A 20,664-nucleotide genomic window follows, 5' to 3' on the forward strand; every position below is an offset into this window, starting at 1 on the left:
TATGATAAATAAAATGAATCTTTTTTATAAGGAGTATAAGTGATTAGTTATGACCATTACACAACTTCAAGTTTTAATTAAAACGGTTGAATTAGGGAGTTTTACGAAGGCTGCCGGGATGTTAAATATGACACAGCCAGCTGTAAGTCATGCGATTTCAAGCATTGAGTCAGAGTTAGGAGTTACCATTCTTATACGCGATAAACGAAAAGGGCTAATCGTTACGGATGTTGGAAATAGAATTCTTGTACATATTAGAGAAATCTTAAACGGCGTTGAGAAGATTGGACAAGAAGTAGCGATGGAGAAAGGGCACGAAGTTGGGACGATTCGAATTGGGAGTTTTCCGAGTGCTTCTGCACATTTCTTACCCAAAATGATAAATCTTTTTAAGGAGAAGTATCCGAACTTAGAAGTCGTTCTTTGTGAAGGCACGATTAAAGAAGTTGAAGATTGGTTAGTATCGAGGGTTGTTGATATAGGAATTGTTATTTTGCCTAATAAAGATATGGAGATCGTGCCCTTAACGAAGGGGAAAATGGTTGTTGTCTTAAGAGAGGATCATCCTCTTTGTAAGAACGATTCTATTACAATAGGTGATTTAGAGAATGAACCTATCATATTATGTAAGGGTGGGTACGAACCACCCATTATCGATATGTTTAAACAAGCGAACGTACCACTTCGGGCTGAATATATAATTTCCACAGTTACAACAGCTTTAAATATGATTCAAGAAGGATTAGGAATCGCAATTTTGGCTGAGTTATCTTTAACGAGTTTACCAAAGAATATACAAACGAGAGAATTGGAACCACAAGTATGGAGAGAAATTGCTTTAGCTGTTCCTTCATTAAAGGATTCTTCAATCGCTGTGCAGCTATTTATTGAAGAATTTCAAGACTTGTTTGCAGAATAAGAAGAGGTGTCTCATATATTGTAATGGGGCACTTTTTTATTTGCTTTAAAAAATTTGTAAAAAGGATTGACTTATATCCCGGTTGTAACTATAATGATTACATCGAGGTGGTGATCACGATGAAAATTAGTAGCCGCTTTTCTATAGCTGTTCATATTTTATCTATTTTGAAAAACAATCCATCTTCAGTTTGCACTTCAGACTATATGGCCGAGAGTGTAAATACAAATCCGGTAGTCATTCGTAAAATAATGTCTTACTTGAAACAATCTGGATTTGTTTACGTAAATCGCGGACCAGGTGGCGCGGGATTATTAAAGGATTTACATGAAATCACATTGTTAGATGTGTATCATGCAGTGAATGTAGTGGAAGAAGACAAACTATTTCACATTCATGAAAAACCGAATCCAGACTGTCCAATTGGGGCGAATATTCAAGCTGTTTTAGAGGTTATTTTAGTTCAGGCGCAATCTGCGATGGAAGAAGTGTTGAGAAATATTACGATGGGGCAGTTATTTGAATCTTTACAACAAAAAATGAATGCATAATATGATAATTGCAAGTCTCTAAAAGAGAATGCATATTTTTTTCTTAAAATTGTAACTGTTTTGGTTACATCTAGAAATAAAAAGAAGGTAAGGTGTAAAAGATATGACTGTAAAAATGAAAGTATACTCAGATTTTATATGCCCGTTTTGCTTTTTAGCAAAAGGCCCATTAGATGAAGTAGCGAAAGAGAAAGATGTAGAAATCGAATGGATGCCATTTGAATTGCGTCCAAGTCCATATTCTAAAATAGATCCTTGGAACGAGCCAGATAAGTTAGGTTCATGGGATTCTTTCATTCTTCCTACTGCAAAAAAATTAGGGGTTGAAATGCGTCTGCCACGCGTTTCTCCGCATCCATATACACATTTAGCTTTTGAAGGGTGCCAATTCGCGAAAGAGCGTGGACTTGGAAATGAGTATCATCACCGCGTATTTACTGCGTTTTTCCAAGAAGAGCAAAACATTGAAGATATTGATGTATTAACGAAATTAGCGGTAGAAGTAGGGCTTCCTGAAGCTGAATTTAAAGATGCTTTAGTAAATCGTAAATATAAAGAAAAACATCAAGAAGCAATTCAGCATGCATATGATGAAGCAAATATTATGGCTGTTCCAACTGTCATGATTGGAGATGAAGTCATTCAAGGACTTGCTAGTAAAGAAACGTTACAAAGAGTAATTGATAAAGAAATCGAAAAGGATAAAACAAATTCATTTGAAGGGATGCAATGTAAGACGGATGGATATTGCTAATTCGTCTTGCATGAAAGACTCAAGTTGATTTGTTTAAATAAAAATAATAAAACATATATTTGGAGGAATTAAAATGTCAGCAACTACAACAAATTTAAAAGAAGCAATCGTGAACCGTCGTTCAATTCGTAAAGTAACAAAAAGTGCTACAATAACAAAAGAAAGAATTGAAGAAGTTTTAAAAACAGCTTTACACGCACCAACTTCTTTCAATATGCAAAGTGGCCGTATGATTGTATTAATGGATGGAGAGCATGAAAAGTTTTGGGATATCGTAAAAGAAACACTTAGATCACGCGTGCCAGCAGAAAATTTTGAAGCAACAGTAGAAAGACTAAAAGGCTTCCATGCAGGTGTAGGAACAGTTCTATTCTTTGAAGATCAAGCAACAGTAGAAAAAATGCAAGCAAATGCACCATTGTATAAAGAGCAGTTCCCATTCTGGTCTCATCAAGGAAATGCAATGCTACAACATACTGTATGGATGCTATTATCGGCTGAAGGAATTGGGGCGTCCTTACAACATTACAATCCAATCGTAGATGCTGAAGTGAAAGCAACTTGGAACATTCCAGCAGAGTGGAGCTTAGTAGGACAAATGCCATTTGGTGAACCAAATGAAGAGCCAGGAGAAAGAACATTCTTACCTACTGAAGATATAGTGAAATTTTATTAAAAAATACAATTCAAAATCAAAATTAAAAAGGGTTAGATAAATGAAAGGACAGTACATATTAGTCATATATGTACTGTCCTTTCCTATGTAATGTTTAAACTCGATTGTGGAAAATGTTACTGCGAGAACAATTTCCTCCATATGAATCGATGTCTTTCCTTACAATCAATAATCTATATGTTTATTTTTTTGAAATGACAGTAAACATCCCCGTCATGTTTGGTGAGTAATCCTTAAAATCATATTTTTCATAGAACGATTCTTTACCTTGTGATGCAAATAAACCAACAAACGCCTTATCAGGTGCATTCTCATTTAAGTATGCAACCAAAAGATGCATTATTTCTTTCCCAATACCGTGTTTCTGATAATCTGGATGAACTACTATATCTTGAATATAGAAATAGATAGATCCATCACCAACAATTCTCCCCATGCCCACAATTTTTTCATTATCTTTGACCGTGATGCAGTGAATAGAATGCTTCAGTGAAGTATCCGCTACTTCAAAATTCATATAATTAGTCCATCCAACAGAATCACACAAATATTTGTACTCTTCCAATGTTGGAATGTTATGTTTAAACTCATATGTTTTCAAAATGCATCCTCCATGTCCTTAAATTCAATAAGTATATAAATTCGACATATTTTTATCTATTCCTCTTACGCAACAGAACTCCTTTTAGTTATTGAATACTATATCATCTGTCTCGTCTATTTAATTTAGTCCAGCTTCCCTATTCGTATTGGTGTTAATTTATGTGCATTTAGGGAAGAAATATAAGAAATAATCTGGTGAGAAAGGAAGTGGGAACATGAATGATGAGAAAAAATATACAGTTGTCGGTACTGATGTTGATGAAGTGAAACGTTTAAATAAAAATTCAGGGTTAACATATAATCAGGTGAAGGAATTGTTAGCAAAGCAAATGCAAAAAAAAAGTAATTAGATTGAAATCTTTCATTTTTTCATTTAGCATTTTGATTGGAGAGAGTTAAGTAAAAGGTAACTCTCTTTTTTATATAAATGAGCAACTTTTAGAGTGGAGGAAGCAACATGAAAAAATGGGTAAAGATAACGTTGTCTATCGCTGGAGGTATTGTTCTATTGGTGTGTGCCGGAGGATATTACGTGTATAAAAATTATTTTCCAAAGGAACCTGAGCGTATTGTATATGATAAAGACAGAGTGTTAAAACCGATACATAATCAGCTTAAAGGGATCGACATAGATAATATAAAGATAAAAGAAAAAGAAGTTGTAAATGCGACTGTGGATGAGCTTCAAAAAATGGTTGATGATGGGAAATTATCATATGAAGAATTAACGAGTATTTATCTTTTTAGAATACAAGAACATGATCAAAGTGGAATATCATTAAATGCTGTTACAGAGATTAATCCTAATGCGATGGAAGTAGCACGAAAGTTAGATAAAGAGAGAGCGTTAAAGAAGAAATCGAACTTATATGGCATTCCTGTCATTGTAAAAGATAATATACAAACGGAAAAAGTGATGCCGACAAGCGCAGGAACTTATGTATTAAAAGATTGGATTGCAGATGAAGATGCGACGATCGTGAAAAAGTTGAAAGAAGAAGGTGCTTTTGTTTTAGGAAAAGCGAATATGTCTGAATGGGCAAATTATTTATCTTTTACAATGCCAAGTGGATATAGTGGGAAGAAAGGACAAAATTTAAATCCATACGGTCCGATTACGTTTGATACATCGGGATCAAGTTCTGGATCTGCTACAGTAGTTGCAGCAGATTTTGCACCGCTTGCGATTGGCACAGAAACGACTGGATCAATTGTAGCACCAGCATCCCAGCAATCAGTAGTTGGATTACGTCCATCTTTAGGTATGATTAGTAGAACTGGAATTATTCCGTTAGCTGAAACGCTTGATACTGCAGGGCCTATGGCAAGAACGGTAAAAGACGCGGCAACGTTATTTAATACAATGGTAAGTTATGATGAAAAAGATGCTATGACAGAAAAAATGAAAGATAGAGATAGAATAAATTATACGAATGATTTATCGATAGATGGATTAAAAGGGAAAAAGATAGGGATTCTTTTTTCTGTAGATCAACAAGATGAAAATAGAAAAGCAGTAGCAGAAAAGATTAGAAAAGACATTCAAGATGCAGGTGCGATATTGACTGATGATATTCAGTTAAACAGCGAGGGTGTAGATAATCTGCAAACATTAGAATATGAGTTCAAGCATAATGTTAACGACTATCTTTCGAAGCAAAAAAATGTGCCTGTAAAATCGTTAGAAGAGATTATAGCGTTTAATAAAAAAGATAGTAAAAGACGAATGAAATATGGACAAACATTAATTGAGGGCTCTGAAAAATCTGCTATAACGAAAGGTGAGTTTGAAAAAGTAGTTCAAACGAGTCAAGAAAATGCAAGAAAAGAGCTAGATAGGTATTTAGTAGAAAAAGGTTTGGATGCTCTTGTGATGATTAATAACGATGAAGTTCTTCTATCAGCTGTGGCTGGTTATCCAGAATTAGCAGTGCCGGCAGGGTATGATTCTGATGGTCAGCCGGTAGGCGTAGTGTTTGTTGGGAAACAGTTTGGTGAAAAAGAACTTTTTAATATTGGATATGCGTATGAACAGCAATCTAAAAATAGAAGATCTCCTAAAATATAGAGTTGATAAAGTAGTTTTTAGAAAAGTATTAGATGAAAAATCCGACATTTAAAAAGAAAAAAAGGATTCTTCCCAATTAGTAAGAAAGATTGTCTATAGAAGTTCATAAAATGTAATATATTCAATTTCCATCCATTGAAGGGGGAGGTTAATTTTTAATGAATGAAGTGAAAAATTTCTTTCGAAGTAGAGGGTTTCAACGGTTTCTCGTTTTAATAATATTAGTGCTTGTATTATATGGATTAAAAAGTATGATTAATTTAATATTAATTACGTTTATTCTCACGTTTTTGATGGATCGATTTCAAAAGTTTATTTCAAAAAAATTGAAAGTAAATAGGAAAGTGGTTATTGCTTGTTTATATATTGTATTAGTGACGTTTATTGTAACTACATTATATAAATATTTACCTGTGCTAACGATACAAATTTCACAATTAATTTATCAATTTAAATTGTTTTTTCAACATCCACCTGATAATGAGATGATTAGATACGTACTTTCAGCAATTAATGAAATGGAAGTATCAAAATATATTGAACAAGGTGTGGATGTCATTTATCAATCAATAGCAAACATAGGAAAGGTAAGTTTGCAAATACTATTGTCTCTTATTCTAAGCTTATTTTTCTTATTGGAAAAAGAGCGAATTATTTCATTCACGTCTAAATTTAAAGATAGTAAATTAAAGATTTTTTATGAGGAGATTGCATATTTCGGTGAAAGATTTGCAAGATCGTTCGGAAAAGTGATTGAAGCACAGTTTTTAATTGCAGTTGTAAATTGTGTGCTCACTGTAATTGCACTTGTCATTTTAGGATTTCCACAGCTTCTTGTATTGGCTGTCATGGTCTTTCTACTCGGCTTGATTCCAGTTGCTGGTGTTATTATTTCCTTGTTTCCACTTTGTATCATTGCCTATAACGTCGGCGGGGTTATGTATGTTGTATACATACTAGTGTTCATTACAGTAATCCACGCTCTTGAAAGTTATTTTTTAAATCCAAAATTTATGTCTGCAAAAACGAATTTACCAGTATTTTATACATTTATGATTCTTATCTTTTCAGAGCATTTCCTCGGAATATGGGGGCTTATTATCGGAATACCAATCTTTATCTTTTTATTAGATGTACTTGACGTAAATAACGATGAACCGATTAAAGATAATAAATGATAGAAAATGACCGATGTTTTCTCTTGATGAAAACATCGGTCATTTATTATTTTTTCTTTGGAGGAGGTAGTTTAATGAATCTATTTGCAATTAAAGCTATAATAACAGCAGCAAAAATAAAGACTGCGATTACACCAACTCCCATACCTGCCCATCCTCCTATAAGGAAGATACTTATCGGTATTGCTAACAAGCTTAAAATAATTAGAATCAATCCGAGATTCTTATCATATTTTTTAGTTGGAAATAGCGTTCTGATGATTAAGAAGAGGAAAAGTATTAAGGATGCTACAGCTAGCAAGAGGATTGCAATCGTCAAAGAATCATTCATGAAATCACCCCTTTTTATAGATAATATTACCGTTTAAATTGAGGGGGAACTATAAAAGTATAAAAAAGCAATCCAATATAAATCGGATTGCTTTTTTGATTGGAAAATATGATTAAAGAACAGGAGCCATTGTTTCTTTCAACACTTGAACAGAGTGATCGAATTTTAATTCTTCCTCTTCACTTAGTTCAACTTCTAAAATTTCCCGAACACCGCCGCGGTTTAAAACAGCAGGTACGCCGATATAAACATCCTGTTGGCCGTATTGACCTTCAAGATATGCTGATACAGTTAATACGCTGTTTTCATTGCTTAAGATTGCTTTCGTAACACGTAAAAGTGACATGCCGATGCCGTAGTATGTAGCACCTTTTCGTTCAATAATGTGATAAGCTGCATCACGAACGTTTACGAAAATATCATCTAAATCTTTTTGGTTATATGTGTTGTCTTTTTCAAGAAGCGTTTGTAGTTTTTGAATACCAATTGATACGTGACTCCACACCGGAAGTTCTGTATCACCGTGCTCTCCGATAATATAAGCGTGAATGTTATGAGGTCCAATATCGAAGTACTCACCTAACATATAGCGGAAACGAGCTGAGTCAAGAGTTGTACCAGAACCGATTACGCGTTCTTTCGGTAATCCAGATTCTTTCCAAGTTACGTAAGTTAAAATATCTACAGGGTTTGTTGCGATTAAGAAGATGCCATCAAAGCCGCTATCCATAATGCTACGAACAATTTGCTTGAAAATTTTAGCGTTTTTCTCAACTAAATCTAAACGTGTTTCACCTGGCTTTTGTGGCAATCCAGCTGTAATTACAACAAGATCTGCGTCTTTACAATCTTCATAACTACCTTTCCAAACTTTTGTTGGAGCTGGTGCGAAAGGAACGGCATGGCTTAAGTCCATTGCTTCTCCTTCAGCTTTTGCTTCATTTACATCCACTAAAACAAATTCTTCAGCTACAGCTTGGTTAATCATGCAGTAAGCATAACTACACCCAACTGCTCCTGTTCCTACTAATACAACACGGTTAATACCTTTTTTCATTTCAAAATTCCTCGCAATTTCATTAATTTTATTATGTAAGATAATACGTCTTACTTCTATAGTTTCATATCTATTTTATTACATTTTATAAAATATATTCAAGTAATTGAAAATGTATCCGCTCAATTACTTGAATGAAACATAGGAATCCTGTTAAACGAATATAATTCAGTAAAATCCTTCATAAAAGGGGAATTGGCATGGGGAATCCATTATCGATGGAAGAAATGCTTCAAATTATTCATGAAGGGCTTGCCAAAACAAATAACCCCAAACGGATTACAATTGCCGGTGCAGGGATGTCTGGATTAGTTGCAGCATCTTTATTAAAAGAGGCTGGACACGAGGTAACGATTATAGAAGCGAATAACAGAATAGGTGGCAGGGTGTATACGATTCGTGAACCATTTAGCGCAGGGTTATATTTTAACGCAGGCCCTATGCGTATTCCGGATACTCATGATTTAACTTTAGCCTACATTCATAAATTTAAACTACCGTTAAACCTTTTTATTAATAAAACTTCTTCAGATATAATTTATACGAATAACAAAAGAACGAGATTGGATGTGTTTGAAAAGGATCCAAGTGTACTTGGATATCCAGTTTTAGATAAAGAAAGAGGGAAAACAGCAGAAGGGTTAATGTTAGGGGTATTGGAACCGATACTTAATTATATTAAGAAAGATCCGGATAAAAACTGGATTATTGTTGAAAAAAAGTATAAAACATATTCGCTCGGTTCATTTTTAACCGAGTATTATTCAGATGGGGCAATAGATATGATCGGAGTACTTCTTGATATGGAAGCATACATGGGAATGTCTTTAATTGAAGTATTACGCGAAATGATCTTTTTCACTTCAACGACGAAATATTATGAGATAACGGGCGGAATGGATAAATTACCAAATTCATTTTTACCAGAGCTAAAGGATAATATTTTTATGCCGTATAAAGTAGAAAAAATTATACAGGAAGATAATAAAGTAATGATGCAAGTAACACATGAACAAACGTTAAATTCATTTATAGTAACTGGTGACATCGCTATTGTCACAATTCCATTTTCAGCTTTGCGATTTGTAGAAGTTCAGCCATATCATTTATTCTCTTATTATAAAAGGCGGGCAATTCGTGAATTAAATTATATTGCTTCAACTAAAATTGCGATAGAGTTTAAAAGTAGATTTTGGGAAAGAGCAGGACAATATGGTGGTAAGTCAATTACAGATTTACCTATCCGCTTTACATATTATCCGAGCTACGGCATTCATACACCAGGGGCGGCTATCGTTTTAGTGAGTTATACGTGGGCAGATGAGGCGTTAACGTGGGATAGTCTCTCGAATAGAGAACGTATTCGTTATGCGTTGAAAAATTTAGCGCAAATATATGGAAATGTGGTTTATAGTGAGTATGTTGCGGGAGAATCTTTTAGCTGGAGTCAAAATCCGTATTCTTGCGGAGCATTTACAGCTTTTGAACCAGGGCAAGAGCTTGAATTGTTTCCATATATTACGCCGCCAGCGGGTAGAGTGCACTTTGCAGGAGAACATACGACATTAACACATGGATGGATGCAAGGAGCAATCGAGTCTGGAATTAGAGTTGCTCATGAAGTGAATGGAAAATGAAACGATAATCTAGTAGTTTTGTTTACAGCCCTTTCCGAACGAGAAAGCCCATCGCCTTTAGGCATGTGATGAAAGTGAGGTTGGATACGGAGTACCACTAAAAATCGTAAGGTTCGTGGTACTTTAAGTATACAAAGTATAGGTAGTTTCATTGGGGCTTTTTGTTGTGATTTTTCGAAAATAAATGATACATTGTAACTATGGTAAATGATTATAGAAGAACGTTGCAAAGTTTATGGACACGTTCTTATTTTGTTTCTACAGCTAAAAATGTAGCAAATGAAAATATGTTGAAAATCAAAAAACAAGGGGATGAAACGTATGTCACAGACCCTAACAGTGAAAGTGAAATTGATTCCAACAAAAGAACAAATCCGTTTATTGGAACAAAGCAGTCAAGAATATATCAAAGTTATAAATACACTTGTATCGGAAATGGTGGAAGCAAAGAAAAGTACGAAAAAAAGCACAAAAGATATTGAAGCAAATATCCCAAGTGCAGTGAAGAATCAAGCGATTAAAGATGCGAAAAGTATGTTTGCTACAAAAGTAAAGAAAAGTAATTATAAAATCATTCCGATTCTAAAGAAACCTGTTTGTGTATGGAACAATCAAAATTATTCATTTGACTCCACTCATATTTCAATCCCGTTTAAGGTAAAGGGAAAGTCCACTCGTTTAAAGGTCCGTGCTTTATTAATCGATAAAAAAAATCACAATTTGGATTTGTTAAAACATAAGTTAGGTACACTTCGTATCACAAAGAAATCGAATAAGTGGATGGCCCAAATATCTGTCACACTTCCTACAAATGAAAAAGCAGGAATGAAAGTTTTAGGGATAGACCTAGGTCTCAAGGTCCCTGCAGTAGCAATCACAGATGATGACAAGGTTCGTTTCTTTGGGAATGGTAGGCAAAATAAATATAGGAAGCGTAAGTTTCGGAGTGTTCGTAAGAAGTTAGGAAAAGACAAAAAAGTGAATGCCATTCGGCGATTTGATGATAAAGAACAAAGATGGATGCAAGAAAAAGATCACAAAACAAGTCGTGAAATCATTGGTTTTGCGATTGCTAATCAGATTTCTGTCATTCGATTAGAACAACTAACGAATATAAGACAGTCGGCAAGAACAAGCCGTAAAAACGAAAAGAACCTACACACTTGGTCATTCTATCGTTTGGCACAATTTATTGCTTATAAAGCAACGATAGCTGGTATTCAGATTGAATATGTGAATCCAGCTTATACAAGTCAAAGTTGTCCGAAATGTGCTGAAAAGAATAAAGCTCGAGATAGAAAATACAAGTGTCCATGTGGGTTTAAGACACATCGTGATATCGTTGGAGCGATGAATATTCGCTACGCAACTGTGATTGATGGTAACAGTCAATCAGCCTAAGCACCTATATGGTCTGGTTTAGGAGGGGCAATGAGATGCCCTTATCTTGAAGGCTGTTCAAAACAGAAATGGCTTGCGAACGCTTAGTCATTCAAGAATCCCACCCGTTAATCCGTAAGGATTCGGGCTTGCGACTTTAGTCGTGGGAGTCTCAAAAATAGGTATTCTTTTAATAAAATGATAAATATAAATCGTAATAATTACGCTTTGAAGAAATTTGAAGTAGAGAAATGGATGGTCGGTCGAATGAGTAAAGTAGAAATTCATATATTAGGTGGTTTTTTAGGTAGCGGAAAATCAACATTGCTGCAAAATTTATTATTAGCAGAAAAGAAGAAAAATCGAAAAGTTGCAGTTTTGATGAATGAAATCGGTGAATACTCGGTAGATACAGATATTATTGGAAAAGAGAATGTGTTAAGGGAACTTCTGAAAGGATGTATTTGTTGTACGTTAAAAGAAGAGCTTGAAATTCAATTACATTCTTTATATCAACAAGAAAGACCAGATGTAATTTATATAGAAACAACAGGTGTCGCACATCCAATTGAAGTGTTAGATGCATGTGTATCACCAATTTTAGCCCCTTTCCTTGAAGTGAAATCTATAGTAGTCGTATTAGATGCAGTAAGATGGTTAAACCGAAGTATATTAAGTGCAAATGTACAACAGCTATTACATGAGCAAATGAAATATGGAAGTCATATTCTTATTAATAAATTAGATTTATTAACAGATTCGGATAAGAACAAAGTACTTGAAGACGTAAAAGCAATAAATAATCATGCGAAATTGTTTGAAACAAAGTATTGTAATATATCTTTAAAAGATATAGAAGAAGCTGAATTTGTGAGAGATGGAGAGCATGAGACACTACATGTCAAACAGCATTTACATATACAAACGATGACGTATCAATTTACGAAATCGATTGATCAAGATAAATTATACGAATGGCTTTCGAATTTACCAGATAGCATTTATCGTATAAAAGGATTTGTGAAATTCCATGGAGATAAATACCCGCATCTATTCCAATATTCATTTGGCGTACCAACTTTACTGGAGCAAGACTTCGGTTTCCCGACAAACTTAGTAGTAATAGGGGAAGGATTAGATAAGAAGCAATTGGTTGAGGGGTTAGAGAAAGTAGAACTTAATTCTAATTAAGATTAAAGGACTAACTTTGGTCTTACCCCTGTCAAGTAGACAGTATGAAAAAGACTAAGCAGCCATCGAGATTCGATATTCTATCGGAGCTCGATGGTTGAGTCGTTTTTGGAACCGTTTATAGTTATAAAAGTAAATATATTCTTCAATTGCTTGTATTAAATCTTCTTCTGTTTTAAAATGATTCAAATACAACATCTCCGATTTAAAATGGGAGAAAAATGACTCGATACAAGCGTTATCATGGCAGTTTCCTTTGCGAGAGTGGCTACCAATGATACCTAAATCGGAAAGTCGTTTGTTGTAGGCATGAGATGTGTACTGGAATCCCTGATCTGAATGGAGAATGGTTCCACGCACATCTCTTTTTTGTGCCAACATTTCAATCGTATCTAATACAAGTTCATTATCATTGCGCGTAGATATTTTCCAAGAAACAACTTCGTTATTATAAACATCTTGTACAACAGAAAGATACCGAAATCCCTCTTGGAATCGTAGGTAAGTAATATCTGTAACAAGTGCCTCATTTTGTTGGCGATCTTTAAATTCACGGTTTAAAACATTCGGAAAAATATTGGAATAGTTCCCTTTAAAGAAGCGACGCTTCTTTCGAATAATAGATTGAATATTGAGCTCACTCATTAAGCGATATACTTTTTTGTGATTTATAAAATATCCCTCTTCCTGTAAAGCGATTTTCATACGTGGATAACCATATTCTTTGTGCTTTACGTGAATAGATCGTATTACCTTTTTTAATCGTTTCTCGGATTTTAGTCGTATGTTTTTCATACCTTTGGTATGAATCCATTTATAGTAACTTGAACGATGTACACCCGCAAATTTCGTAAGCCATATAACTGGATACTTTGTCTTTAATGATTCAATGATATGATATCTCTCTTTATATTTTAGTACACCTCCATTTATAGATTTGGATACTGCTTTTTTAAATATTCAACCTGTGCCTTATAGTAGTCACGTTCCTCTTCAATTGTCTTAAAATAAACACGTTTTCCTTTTAGAGGGTTTGGTATACCTTTCATTCCCCCATTTTTCCCGCGAGTATCTGTAATCTCACCACATTCTTTATATTTTTTGACCCAATTTTTAAGTTGGGTAGAACTTCTAATCTGATATCTTTCCTTTATCATATTGTAACTTCCTTCTCCGTTTAAATAACTTTGAACAGCTGATAACTTTAATTCTTCTGAATAGGTATTAAATGTCGATCCTTTTTTAGTCATGAAAAATCCCCTCCAAGTAATAGTGTAACATCCATGTGTGTACATGGTCTTTTTTACACTGTCTACCTAAAGGGGATAATATCACTTCAAAATAAGTTAGTCCTTTTTTGTATGTAGAAAAACGCTTGCGGATTTTGTTTAATGAAAATAATTGAAAAATTCAGAAATATATTTATAATCAAATCTAAGAGGTGATTCAGGTGTCAGAAAAAATAATAATGGATGTAAAAAAACTAACAACAAAAGGGTTAGAAACGAGAGAGAAATTATTGTGTGCTGCAGAAGAGGTATTTGGTAATAAAGGATATTACGAAGCTTCTATCGTGAATATTACACAAGAAGCAACGGTAGCGCACGGAACTTTCTATAATTACTTTCCATCTAAAAAAGATATATTTGATGAATTGATTCGCAGATTGAACCGTGAGTTACGCTTAATTATTAAAGAAGAAATGAAGGGGATATCAAGTTATGAAGAGGCACAAAGAAGAGGTTTTCAGGCCTTTTTTCGATGGGTGAAAGATCGTCCTAATCTATATAACATTGTACAACAGGCGGTAGTTGTTGATGATAATTTATATAGATGGTATTATGCAAAGCTCGCAAATGGATTTTTAAAAAGTTTATCGGCTGGCATGGAAGCGGGAGAATTTAAACAACTTGATAAAGAAACAATTGCGTATTGTCTTATGTCAATTGGTCAATTTTTAGGAATGCGATGGGGCTATTGGGAAGAGAAAGATGTTCCGGAAGATGTATTTGAAGCAGCGATGTCATTAATATTTGAAGGATTGAGAAAGAGATAAGGGAGTGGGGAAAATATGCAAGGCATTGCTTATTGGATTGAAAAACGGGCCTATTTACATCCAGATCGCATTGCCATTATTACAGAAGAGGAGGAAATGACATATAAACAGTTACATGAGTATGTAAGTAAAGTAGCAGCATATTTAATTTACGACTTAAATGTGCAAAAAGGAGAGAGGATAGCTATTTTATCACAAAATAGCTTGGAATATATTGTACTTTTATTTGCTATAGCAAAGGTAGAATGTATTGCTGTTCCACTGAATATACGGTTAACAGAAAATGAACTTATATTTCAGTTAAAAGATAGTGGAGCTACAGTTTTATTTGTAGAGGAAACATTTCAAAATATGGCACTGTCAATGCAGAATGTAACATATGTACAAAGAGTTATTTCGATTAAAAGTTTAAAAGAAATAGAAGATAGAAAAATTGACAACTTTGAAGAGATAAATGAAAGCGCATCCTTTATTATATGTTATACCTCGGGGACAACAGGACAACCGAAAGGAGCTGTACTTACACAAGAGAATATGTTTTGGAATGCGCTTAATAATACATTTGCGATTGACCTAACTGTTCATGACCGCTCCATTGTGTTATTGCCTTTATTTCATATTGGTGGGATTGGTTTATTCGCATTTCCAACTTTATTTGCAGGTGGAATAATCATTGTTCCGAGAAAATTTGAGCCAACCATAGCTCTTTCTATGATAGAAAAATATAAAGTGACTGTTGTAATGGGAGTACCTACAATTCACCAAGCATTAATTAATTGCGCAAAGTTTGAAACTACAAATTTACAATCAGTTCGCTGGTTTTATAACGGTGGTGCACCATGTCCAGAAGAGTTGATGAGAGAATTTATAGATAGAGGATTTTTATTTGGTCAAGGCTTTGGTATGACTGAAACATCACCAACCGTATTTATGCTTTCAGAAGAAGATGCAAGACGTAAAGTAGGCTCAATTGGAAAACCTGTTCTGTTTTGTGATTATGTACTTATTGATGAAAACAAAAATAAAGTTGAGATTGGTGAAGTTGGAGAGTTACTAATAAGAGGACCAAATGTAATGAAAGGGTATTGGAATCGGCCAGATGCAACAGAAGAAACGATTCAAGATGGTTGGTTATATACGGGAGATTTAGCTAAAGTTGATGAAGATGGTTTTGTATACATTGTCGGTAGAAAAAAAGAAATGATAATTTCCGGTGGTGAAAATATTTATCCCCTTGAAGTAGAGCAAGTTATTAATAAACTATCAGAAGTATGTGAGGTAGCAGTAATTGGTACACAACATGTAAAGTGGGGAGAGATTCCAATCGCCTTTATTGTGAAAAAGAGTTGCAGTGTATTAACTGAAAAGGAAGTCATTGATCATTGTCGTTTATTTCTAGCCAAATATAAAGTTCCAAAAGAAATTGTGTTTCTAGAGGAATTGCCTAAAAATGCAACTGGTAAAATTCAAAAAGCACAGTTAGCAAATCAACTGAAAAGTAGGTGAAGGGATGATTATGTATAGTTCCGGTCAACAGGCATCATGTAGTAAAACAATAACAGAAACGGATTTTGTATTATTTGCGGGTTTGAGCGGGGATTTTAATCCAATTCATATTGATCATGAGTATGCAAAACAAACTAGATTTAATCAAAGAATCGCACATGGTTTATTAACTTCTAGTTTATTATCACAATTGTTAGGCGTTCATTTACCAGGAAAGGGTTCCGTTTATATGGAACAAACTATTAAATTTACAGCGCCAGTTTTTATAGGAGATACGATTACAGCTACGGCAACAGTACAAGAATTTATGATAGAAAAGAGAGTTTTGAAATTGTTAACTGAGTGTCATAACCAAAAAGGAGATTTAGTGTTAACGGGTGTAGCGACTATGATGGTGCCAAAAGAAGGAGGAATTGTCTAATGAGAATTGGGATTGAAGCAACTGGTGTTTTCTTCCCAAAAGACGTAGAGACGGCCGCAGATTTATCTAAAAAAACAGGTATTCCTGAGAATATTATTATAGAAAAGTTTGGGTTATATGAAAAACATGTCGCAGACGAAACGATGCATGCATCAGATTTAGCTATTGCTGCTGCAAAGCCAATATTATTACAAGTAGATCCTCAATCTATTGATGTAGTCATTTATTTTGGCAGTCCACATAAAGATTACCACGTATGGTCTAGTGCCCCAAAAATTCAGCATGAACTTGGATTGAAAAATGCTTATGCTTTTGAAATTATGAATGTTAGTTCTTGCTTTCCAATCGCTCTCAAAGTCGCAAAGGATATGCTCTACTCTGATAAATCAATTGAAAATATATTATTAGTAGGTGGATGTAAAGAATCTCAAATTGTAGATTATGATAATCCACGCTCACGTTTTATGTTTAATTTTGCTGATGGCGGAAGTGCAGCTTTAGTAAAAAAGGGAGCTAGCAACGGTGAAATATTAGGCAGTGCGATTATAACGGATGGTTCATTTCATGACGATGTTCGTATTCCAGCTGGTGGATCGAAGCAGGTTGCGAGCTATGATACAGTTGAGAATCGACAGCATTATATTGATGTAATAGATCCTATTAGTATGAAAGAACGTTTAGATCCAATTTCAACCCCTAATTTTGATAAGGTTATTCGGGAGGCGTTAAGAAAAAGTGGATTTACTCCTAAAGATATTAAAGTATTGTTACCACTGCATACAAAACGCTCTATGCTAATAGAATTGTTACAGGGGCTGGGCTTAGTAGAAGAGCAAGTTGTATATTTAGATCATTATGGGCATATGTCAGCACTTGACCCATGTATAGGTCTTCATTTTGCAAATGAGCAAGGGAAATTACAGCCTGGAGATATTGCAGTAGTGGTTAGTGCAGGTACTGGGTATACTTGGGCAGCTACTGTGATTAGATGGTAGTAAGCATGGATTTTATCAAAAAAATTATATGTTGTTTTTTCATTGTTATTGTGAGTCTAGGGATGTTTGCTTCTGTAGGAAGTGCCTCTGCTGTAAAATATGTGAAATCATGGGGGAGTGAGCTAGATACTTCTAAGTTATTAAGGACACCAGTGGCGATGGCAAGGGATGCAAAAGGATTTTTGTATGTTGTTGATATGGGGAATAATAGGATTTTGAAAATAGATAAGAATGGAGAAGTTGTTGATGCTATAGGAACTTTAGGTGAAGGTCCGGGACAGTTTAATATGCCATTTGGTATTGCTGTTGATAAAGAAGGTAATATTTTAGTTGCGGATACAGCGAATTATCGTATTCAAAAATTTAATGAGGAGTTTCAATTTATTAAAAGTTGGGGCACAAAAGGTAAAGGAAGTGAGCAGTTCTCGTTTCCTAGGGAAATTGCAGTAGATAGCGATAACAATTACTATATTACGGATGAAGACAATCATCGTATTCAAAAATATAGCCCGGATGGGCAGTATATTCAAACAATAGGGAGTTATGGAAAGGCGAAATGGCTTTACCACAAGGAATTGCGATAAATAAACAAGACGAGGTCTATATTGCAGACACATATAACAATCGTATTCAAGTGTTTGATAAAAAAGGGGAGTTTCAGCGAGTAATCGGAACAGGAATTGCAGGTTTAGGCCCATATCAATTCTACCATCCAAGAGGAATAAATTTTGACTCAACATCTGGATCGCTATATGTAGCAGATACATATAACAATCGGATAATGAAATTTACAAATAAAGATCAATTTTTATATACAGTAGGTAACTTTTTTCAGTTTGTTTATCCTAATCAAGTTTTTCCGGATGGTAAAGGGAATATCTATATAACAGATACGGGAAATAATCGTGTACTTTTATATAATGAGGTAGGCCTAACAGCGGTAATGAAGAAAACCATAGGTAATGAAAGGAATGGAAATACACAATATGCAGGACCTTATGATGTCGAAAGAGACACGAATGGAAATGTTTTTGTATCTGATTCTTTTAATCATCGAATTTTGAAATATGATATATCTGGGAAGATTGTTGCTAAGTGGGGAAGTTTATTTGGTACTGGTGGGCCACTTGGGTTCGGAAGTCTTCCAGGACAGTTTTTTGTTCCAAGACAGATTGCAACGGATCGTTACAATAATGTGTATGTATCTGATTCTGTAAATCATCGTATCCAAAAATTCACCAATTCAGGGATAGCGCTTGCTTCATATGGTTCATTTGGAGTATTACCAGGTTTTTTTCAATTTCCATCTGGAATAGCTATTGATAGTAAAGGAAACATATTTATAGCTGATTCAGAAAATCATCGTATTCAAAAATTTAATCCATTCTTTGTATATATGAAAGAATGGGGGAGAAAAGGAAGTGGAGAGGGAGAGTTTTTTCAACCTATGCAATTAGCAATTGATTCAAAAGATAATGTTTATGTTGTTGATCGGATTAATAATAGGGTTCAAAAATTTGATAATGAGGGTAATTTTCTTACAAAATGGGGTACAAATCATGGAGCTGGAAACTTAGATCCACTAGAAAATTGGAGAGAGGGTCCAGGAGATCTTTTTTTGCCAATAGGAATTGAAATCGATATAAATAATACGGTATATGTCACAGATACTTCTAATAATCGTGTGAATATTTACAATGAAAATGGGGATTTTTTAGAGTCTTTTGGAAGTTTTAATGGTATGTCAGGGCAGTTTTTCTCACCACAAGGAATAGATGTGGATAGTCAAGGGAATATCATTATTACAGATGATTTACTCCAAAGAATTCAATTTTTTAAGAAAGCTAATTAATATTGGAGACTCAAAATGCTTGTTAGAAAGGATAGAAGTTTAATAGTTTGGGAATGCGGTATAGGTAGGAATAAAATATTTATATGAAATTGTAAAGGTGTTTAATGGAAATCGGAGAAGATACATGTATACTAACAATCTCGTTTATATTATTCAAAGGAGAAGTCATAATTACGGATGGGTAACTTTGGCGTGTTTGACTCTATCAGAAAGTAAAGTATGGGGAGGATCACAATGTCGATGAAAAAACGTAAATGGCTAAAAATGGTGGCTGCTGGTTGTGTTTTAGGTTCGTTATTAATAACGGCAGCTTGTTCAGGAAAGAAAACAAGTACAGAGGATGAAAAGACGATTAAGGTAGGGGTTCTTGCTTCATTAACAGGTCCATTAGAATCATATGGAAAACAAACAGTGAACGGATTTGAATTAGGGTTAGACTATGCAACTGGTGGAACTGGGAAAGTGGAAGGGAAGAAGATTAAGTTTGTTGTAGAAGATACGGAAACGAAAGCTGATGTAGCGGTTAAAAAAGCTACGAAGTTATTAGAAGAAGAGAAAGTCGATTTTTTAGTCGGATCGTCTAGTTCAAGTGATACATTAGCGGTTTTACCACTTGCAGAGGAATATGAAAAAATAATGGTTGTAGAACCAGCAGTAGCTGATAGTATTACCGGGAAGAACTGGAATAAATATATTTTTAGAACAGGTAGAAATTCATCTCAAGATGCAGTCGCTGGTGCTGCGGCAATTGCTAAAAAAGATGTAAAAATAGCAACGTTAGCACAAGATAATGCTTACGGCCGTGAGGGAATTGCGGCATTTAAAGCTGGAGCGAAGAAATTAGGTGCGAATATTGTAAACGAGCAATATGCTGATACAAATTCGACTGACTTCACTGCAAATATTCAAAATATTATTAGCTCAAAACCAGATTATTTATTTATCGTTTGGGCAGGTGCGAATTCACCTTGGAAACAGTTAAAAGATATGAATGTGGAAGCGCAGGGTATTAAAATTTCTACCGGTGCACCAGATATACCGGCATTAAAAACGATGGATGCGTTAGTAGGAATGCAAGGTTTTTCTGTTTATTATCACACACTTCCGAAAAATAAGGTGAATGATTGGTTAGTTGAAGAACATAAAAAAAGATTTAATGGTGCGGTGCCAGATTTATTTACAGCAGGAGGAATGTCAGCGGCAATTTCAATTGTAGAAGCTTTAAAGAAAACAAAAGGTGATACAGATGTAGATACATTGATTAAGAAAATGGAAGGAATGGAATTTGATACACCGAAAGGAAAGATGAAATTTAGAGAGAAGGATCATCAAGCGATGCAGACACTTTATTCTATCACATTGAAAAAGCAAGATGGTGTTGATTATCCGGTGCCAGTATTAGAGCGAGAATTAACGATGAAAGAGACAGAACCCCAAGTTCAAAATAAATAGACTGAATTTTCTGTTGTTTTTGTATAAAGAGGGAGTA

General features: G+C 34.5%; 19 protein-coding genes and 1 pseudogene. 16 read left to right on the forward strand and 4 right to left on the reverse strand.

Going from position 1 to position 20,664, the window contains the following annotated elements; translation table 11 throughout:
• Window positions 1-49 precede the first annotated feature (49 nt).
• The 4 genes from QCI77_RS09620 (at window position 50) to QCI77_RS09635 (ending at window position 2,900) form a co-directional block, all read left to right on the forward strand.
• A complete protein-coding gene (locus tag QCI77_RS09620) occupies window positions 50-919 on the forward strand; it encodes a LysR family transcriptional regulator (protein ID WP_113769347.1) in 870 nt (289 codons plus the stop codon).
• A gap of 119 nt (window positions 920-1,038) precedes the next feature.
• Window positions 1,039-1,470: an Rrf2 family transcriptional regulator gene (locus QCI77_RS09625; RefSeq protein ID WP_002064865.1), complete on the forward strand. Its 432-nt coding sequence runs from the start codon at window positions 1,039-1,041 to the stop codon at window positions 1,468-1,470.
• Window positions 1,471-1,573: 103 nt separating this feature from the next.
• The gene (locus tag QCI77_RS09630; RefSeq protein ID WP_012260760.1) at window positions 1,574-2,224 is read left to right on the forward strand and encodes a DsbA family oxidoreductase; all 651 of its coding nucleotides are present in this window, start codon (window positions 1,574-1,576) and stop codon (window positions 2,222-2,224) included.
• 73 nt (window positions 2,225-2,297) lie between these two features.
• On the forward strand, window positions 2,298-2,900 hold the full coding sequence (locus tag QCI77_RS09635) for a nitroreductase family protein (RefSeq protein ID WP_353824821.1): 603 nt from the start codon (window positions 2,298-2,300) through the stop codon (window positions 2,898-2,900).
• A gap of 181 nt (window positions 2,901-3,081) precedes the next feature.
• Here the strand turns inward: QCI77_RS09635 and QCI77_RS09640 are convergent, their stop codons facing one another.
• Entirely contained in the window at window positions 3,082-3,501 is a 420-nt protein-coding gene (locus QCI77_RS09640) for a GNAT family N-acetyltransferase (protein ID WP_353824823.1), read from the reverse strand.
• A gap of 217 nt (window positions 3,502-3,718) precedes the next feature.
• Between QCI77_RS09640 and QCI77_RS09645 the strand changes: the two genes are divergently transcribed.
• The 3 genes from QCI77_RS09645 (at window position 3,719) to QCI77_RS09655 (ending at window position 6,749) form a co-directional block, all read left to right on the forward strand.
• The gene (locus QCI77_RS09645; protein WP_002012306.1) at window positions 3,719-3,853 is read left to right on the forward strand and encodes a hypothetical protein; all 135 of its coding nucleotides are present in this window, start codon (window positions 3,719-3,721) and stop codon (window positions 3,851-3,853) included.
• A gap of 107 nt (window positions 3,854-3,960) precedes the next feature.
• Window positions 3,961-5,571 carry an amidase family protein gene (locus QCI77_RS09650; protein WP_088293544.1) on the forward strand — a complete coding sequence of 537 codons (1,611 nt, stop codon included), beginning with the start codon at window positions 3,961-3,963 and terminating at the stop codon, window positions 5,569-5,571.
• Window positions 5,572-5,729: 158 nt separating this feature from the next.
• Window positions 5,730-6,749, forward strand: coding sequence for an AI-2E family transporter (locus QCI77_RS09655; protein WP_002064872.1), 1,020 nt, complete (start codon window positions 5,730-5,732; stop codon window positions 6,747-6,749).
• 46 nt (window positions 6,750-6,795) lie between these two features.
• Here the strand turns inward: QCI77_RS09655 and QCI77_RS09660 are convergent, their stop codons facing one another.
• Together QCI77_RS09660 and QCI77_RS09665 are read right to left on the reverse strand one after the other, a co-directional pair.
• On the reverse strand, window positions 6,796-7,080 hold the full coding sequence (locus tag QCI77_RS09660; RefSeq protein WP_215598851.1) for a YesK-like family protein: 285 nt from the start codon (window positions 7,078-7,080) through the stop codon (window positions 6,796-6,798).
• A 112-nt stretch (window positions 7,081-7,192) separates the two neighbouring features.
• On the reverse strand, window positions 7,193-8,137 hold the full coding sequence (locus tag QCI77_RS09665; RefSeq protein ID WP_002012312.1) for an L-lactate dehydrogenase: 945 nt from the start codon (window positions 8,135-8,137) through the stop codon (window positions 7,193-7,195).
• Between the two features lie 200 nt (window positions 8,138-8,337).
• On the opposite strand from QCI77_RS09665, the gene QCI77_RS09670 reads away from it, so the two are divergent.
• The 3 genes from QCI77_RS09670 to QCI77_RS09680 all read left to right on the forward strand — a co-directional run bounded on the left by QCI77_RS09670 (window position 8,338) and on the right by QCI77_RS09680 (window position 12,345).
• Window positions 8,338-9,774 (forward strand): flavin monoamine oxidase family protein, encoded by a 1,437-nt coding sequence (locus QCI77_RS09670; RefSeq protein ID WP_353824824.1) that lies wholly within the window; start codon window positions 8,338-8,340, stop codon window positions 9,772-9,774.
• A gap of 321 nt (window positions 9,775-10,095) precedes the next feature.
• Window positions 10,096-11,175, forward strand: a complete 1,080-nt coding sequence (locus QCI77_RS09675) for an RNA-guided endonuclease TnpB family protein (protein WP_353824825.1) — start codon at window positions 10,096-10,098, stop codon at window positions 11,173-11,175.
• Between the two features lie 246 nt (window positions 11,176-11,421).
• Window positions 11,422-12,345: a CobW family GTP-binding protein gene (locus tag QCI77_RS09680; RefSeq protein ID WP_353825762.1), complete on the forward strand. Its 924-nt coding sequence runs from the start codon at window positions 11,422-11,424 to the stop codon at window positions 12,343-12,345.
• Between the two features lie 54 nt (window positions 12,346-12,399).
• On the opposite strand, the gene QCI77_RS09685 is transcribed toward QCI77_RS09680, so the two are convergent.
• A protein-coding gene (locus tag QCI77_RS09685; protein ID WP_113771028.1) for an IS3 family transposase occupies window positions 12,400-13,595 on the reverse strand; the annotation gives its coding sequence in 2 pieces (ribosomal slippage) (window positions 12,400-13,289 and window positions 13,289-13,595; 1,197 coding nt in all).
• A gap of 200 nt (window positions 13,596-13,795) precedes the next feature.
• On the opposite strand from QCI77_RS09685, the gene QCI77_RS09690 reads away from it, so the two are divergent.
• The 6 genes and pseudogenes from QCI77_RS09690 (at window position 13,796) to QCI77_RS09715 (ending at window position 20,627) form a co-directional block, all read left to right on the forward strand.
• On the forward strand, window positions 13,796-14,401 hold the full coding sequence (locus QCI77_RS09690) for a TetR/AcrR family transcriptional regulator (RefSeq protein WP_353824826.1): 606 nt from the start codon (window positions 13,796-13,798) through the stop codon (window positions 14,399-14,401).
• A gap of 15 nt (window positions 14,402-14,416) precedes the next feature.
• Window positions 14,417-15,907 (forward strand): o-succinylbenzoate--CoA ligase, encoded by a 1,491-nt coding sequence (locus QCI77_RS09695; protein WP_001161506.1) that lies wholly within the window; start codon window positions 14,417-14,419, stop codon window positions 15,905-15,907.
• 4 nt (window positions 15,908-15,911) lie between these two features.
• The gene (locus tag QCI77_RS09700; RefSeq protein WP_002012316.1) at window positions 15,912-16,328 is read left to right on the forward strand and encodes a MaoC family dehydratase; all 417 of its coding nucleotides are present in this window, start codon (window positions 15,912-15,914) and stop codon (window positions 16,326-16,328) included.
• A complete protein-coding gene (locus QCI77_RS09705; RefSeq protein WP_001219349.1) occupies window positions 16,328-17,323 on the forward strand; it encodes a 3-oxoacyl-ACP synthase in 996 nt (331 codons plus the stop codon). The genes QCI77_RS09700 and QCI77_RS09705 overlap by 1 nt, the downstream gene beginning before the upstream one ends.
• 62 nt (window positions 17,324-17,385) lie before the next feature.
• Window positions 17,386-19,175: pseudogene (locus QCI77_RS09710) on the forward strand (NHL repeat-containing protein).
• Window positions 19,176-19,409: 234 nt separating this feature from the next.
• Window positions 19,410-20,627 carry a substrate-binding domain-containing protein gene (locus QCI77_RS09715; protein WP_000061988.1) on the forward strand — a complete coding sequence of 406 codons (1,218 nt, stop codon included), beginning with the start codon at window positions 19,410-19,412 and terminating at the stop codon, window positions 20,625-20,627.
• Window positions 20,628-20,664 lie beyond the last annotated feature (37 nt).

This window comes from Bacillus cereus group sp. MG9 (assembly GCF_040459995.1).
Lineage (GTDB): Bacteria > Bacillota > Bacilli > Bacillales > Bacillaceae_G > Bacillus_A > Bacillus_A mycoides.

Coding starts and splice junctions, on each gene's coding strand:
- QCI77_RS09620 (WP_113769347.1), top strand. CDS start 50: ATGACCATTACACAACTTCAAGTTTTAATTAAAACGGTTGAATTAGGG.
- QCI77_RS09625 (WP_002064865.1), top strand. CDS start 1,039: ATGAAAATTAGTAGCCGCTTTTCTATAGCTGTTCATATTTTATCTATT.
- QCI77_RS09630 (WP_012260760.1), top strand. CDS start 1,574: ATGACTGTAAAAATGAAAGTATACTCAGATTTTATATGCCCGTTTTGC.
- QCI77_RS09635 (WP_353824821.1), top strand. CDS start 2,298: ATGTCAGCAACTACAACAAATTTAAAAGAAGCAATCGTGAACCGTCGT.
- QCI77_RS09645 (WP_002012306.1), top strand. CDS start 3,719: ATGAATGATGAGAAAAAATATACAGTTGTCGGTACTGATGTTGATGAA.
- QCI77_RS09650 (WP_088293544.1), top strand. CDS start 3,961: ATGAAAAAATGGGTAAAGATAACGTTGTCTATCGCTGGAGGTATTGTT.
- QCI77_RS09655 (WP_002064872.1), top strand. CDS start 5,730: ATGAATGAAGTGAAAAATTTCTTTCGAAGTAGAGGGTTTCAACGGTTT.
- QCI77_RS09660 (WP_215598851.1), bottom strand. CDS start 7,080: ATGAATGATTCTTTGACGATTGCAATCCTCTTGCTAGCTGTAGCATCC.
- QCI77_RS09665 (WP_002012312.1), bottom strand. CDS start 8,137: ATGAAAAAAGGTATTAACCGTGTTGTATTAGTAGGAACAGGAGCAGTT.
- QCI77_RS09670 (WP_353824824.1), top strand. CDS start 8,338: ATGGGGAATCCATTATCGATGGAAGAAATGCTTCAAATTATTCATGAA.
- QCI77_RS09675 (WP_353824825.1), top strand. CDS start 10,096: ATGTCACAGACCCTAACAGTGAAAGTGAAATTGATTCCAACAAAAGAA.
- QCI77_RS09680 (WP_353825762.1), top strand. CDS start 11,422: ATGAGTAAAGTAGAAATTCATATATTAGGTGGTTTTTTAGGTAGCGGA.
- QCI77_RS09695 (WP_001161506.1), top strand. CDS start 14,417: ATGCAAGGCATTGCTTATTGGATTGAAAAACGGGCCTATTTACATCCA.
- QCI77_RS09700 (WP_002012316.1), top strand. CDS start 15,912: ATGATTATGTATAGTTCCGGTCAACAGGCATCATGTAGTAAAACAATA.
- QCI77_RS09705 (WP_001219349.1), top strand. CDS start 16,328: ATGAGAATTGGGATTGAAGCAACTGGTGTTTTCTTCCCAAAAGACGTA.
- QCI77_RS09715 (WP_000061988.1), top strand. CDS start 19,410: ATGTCGATGAAAAAACGTAAATGGCTAAAAATGGTGGCTGCTGGTTGT.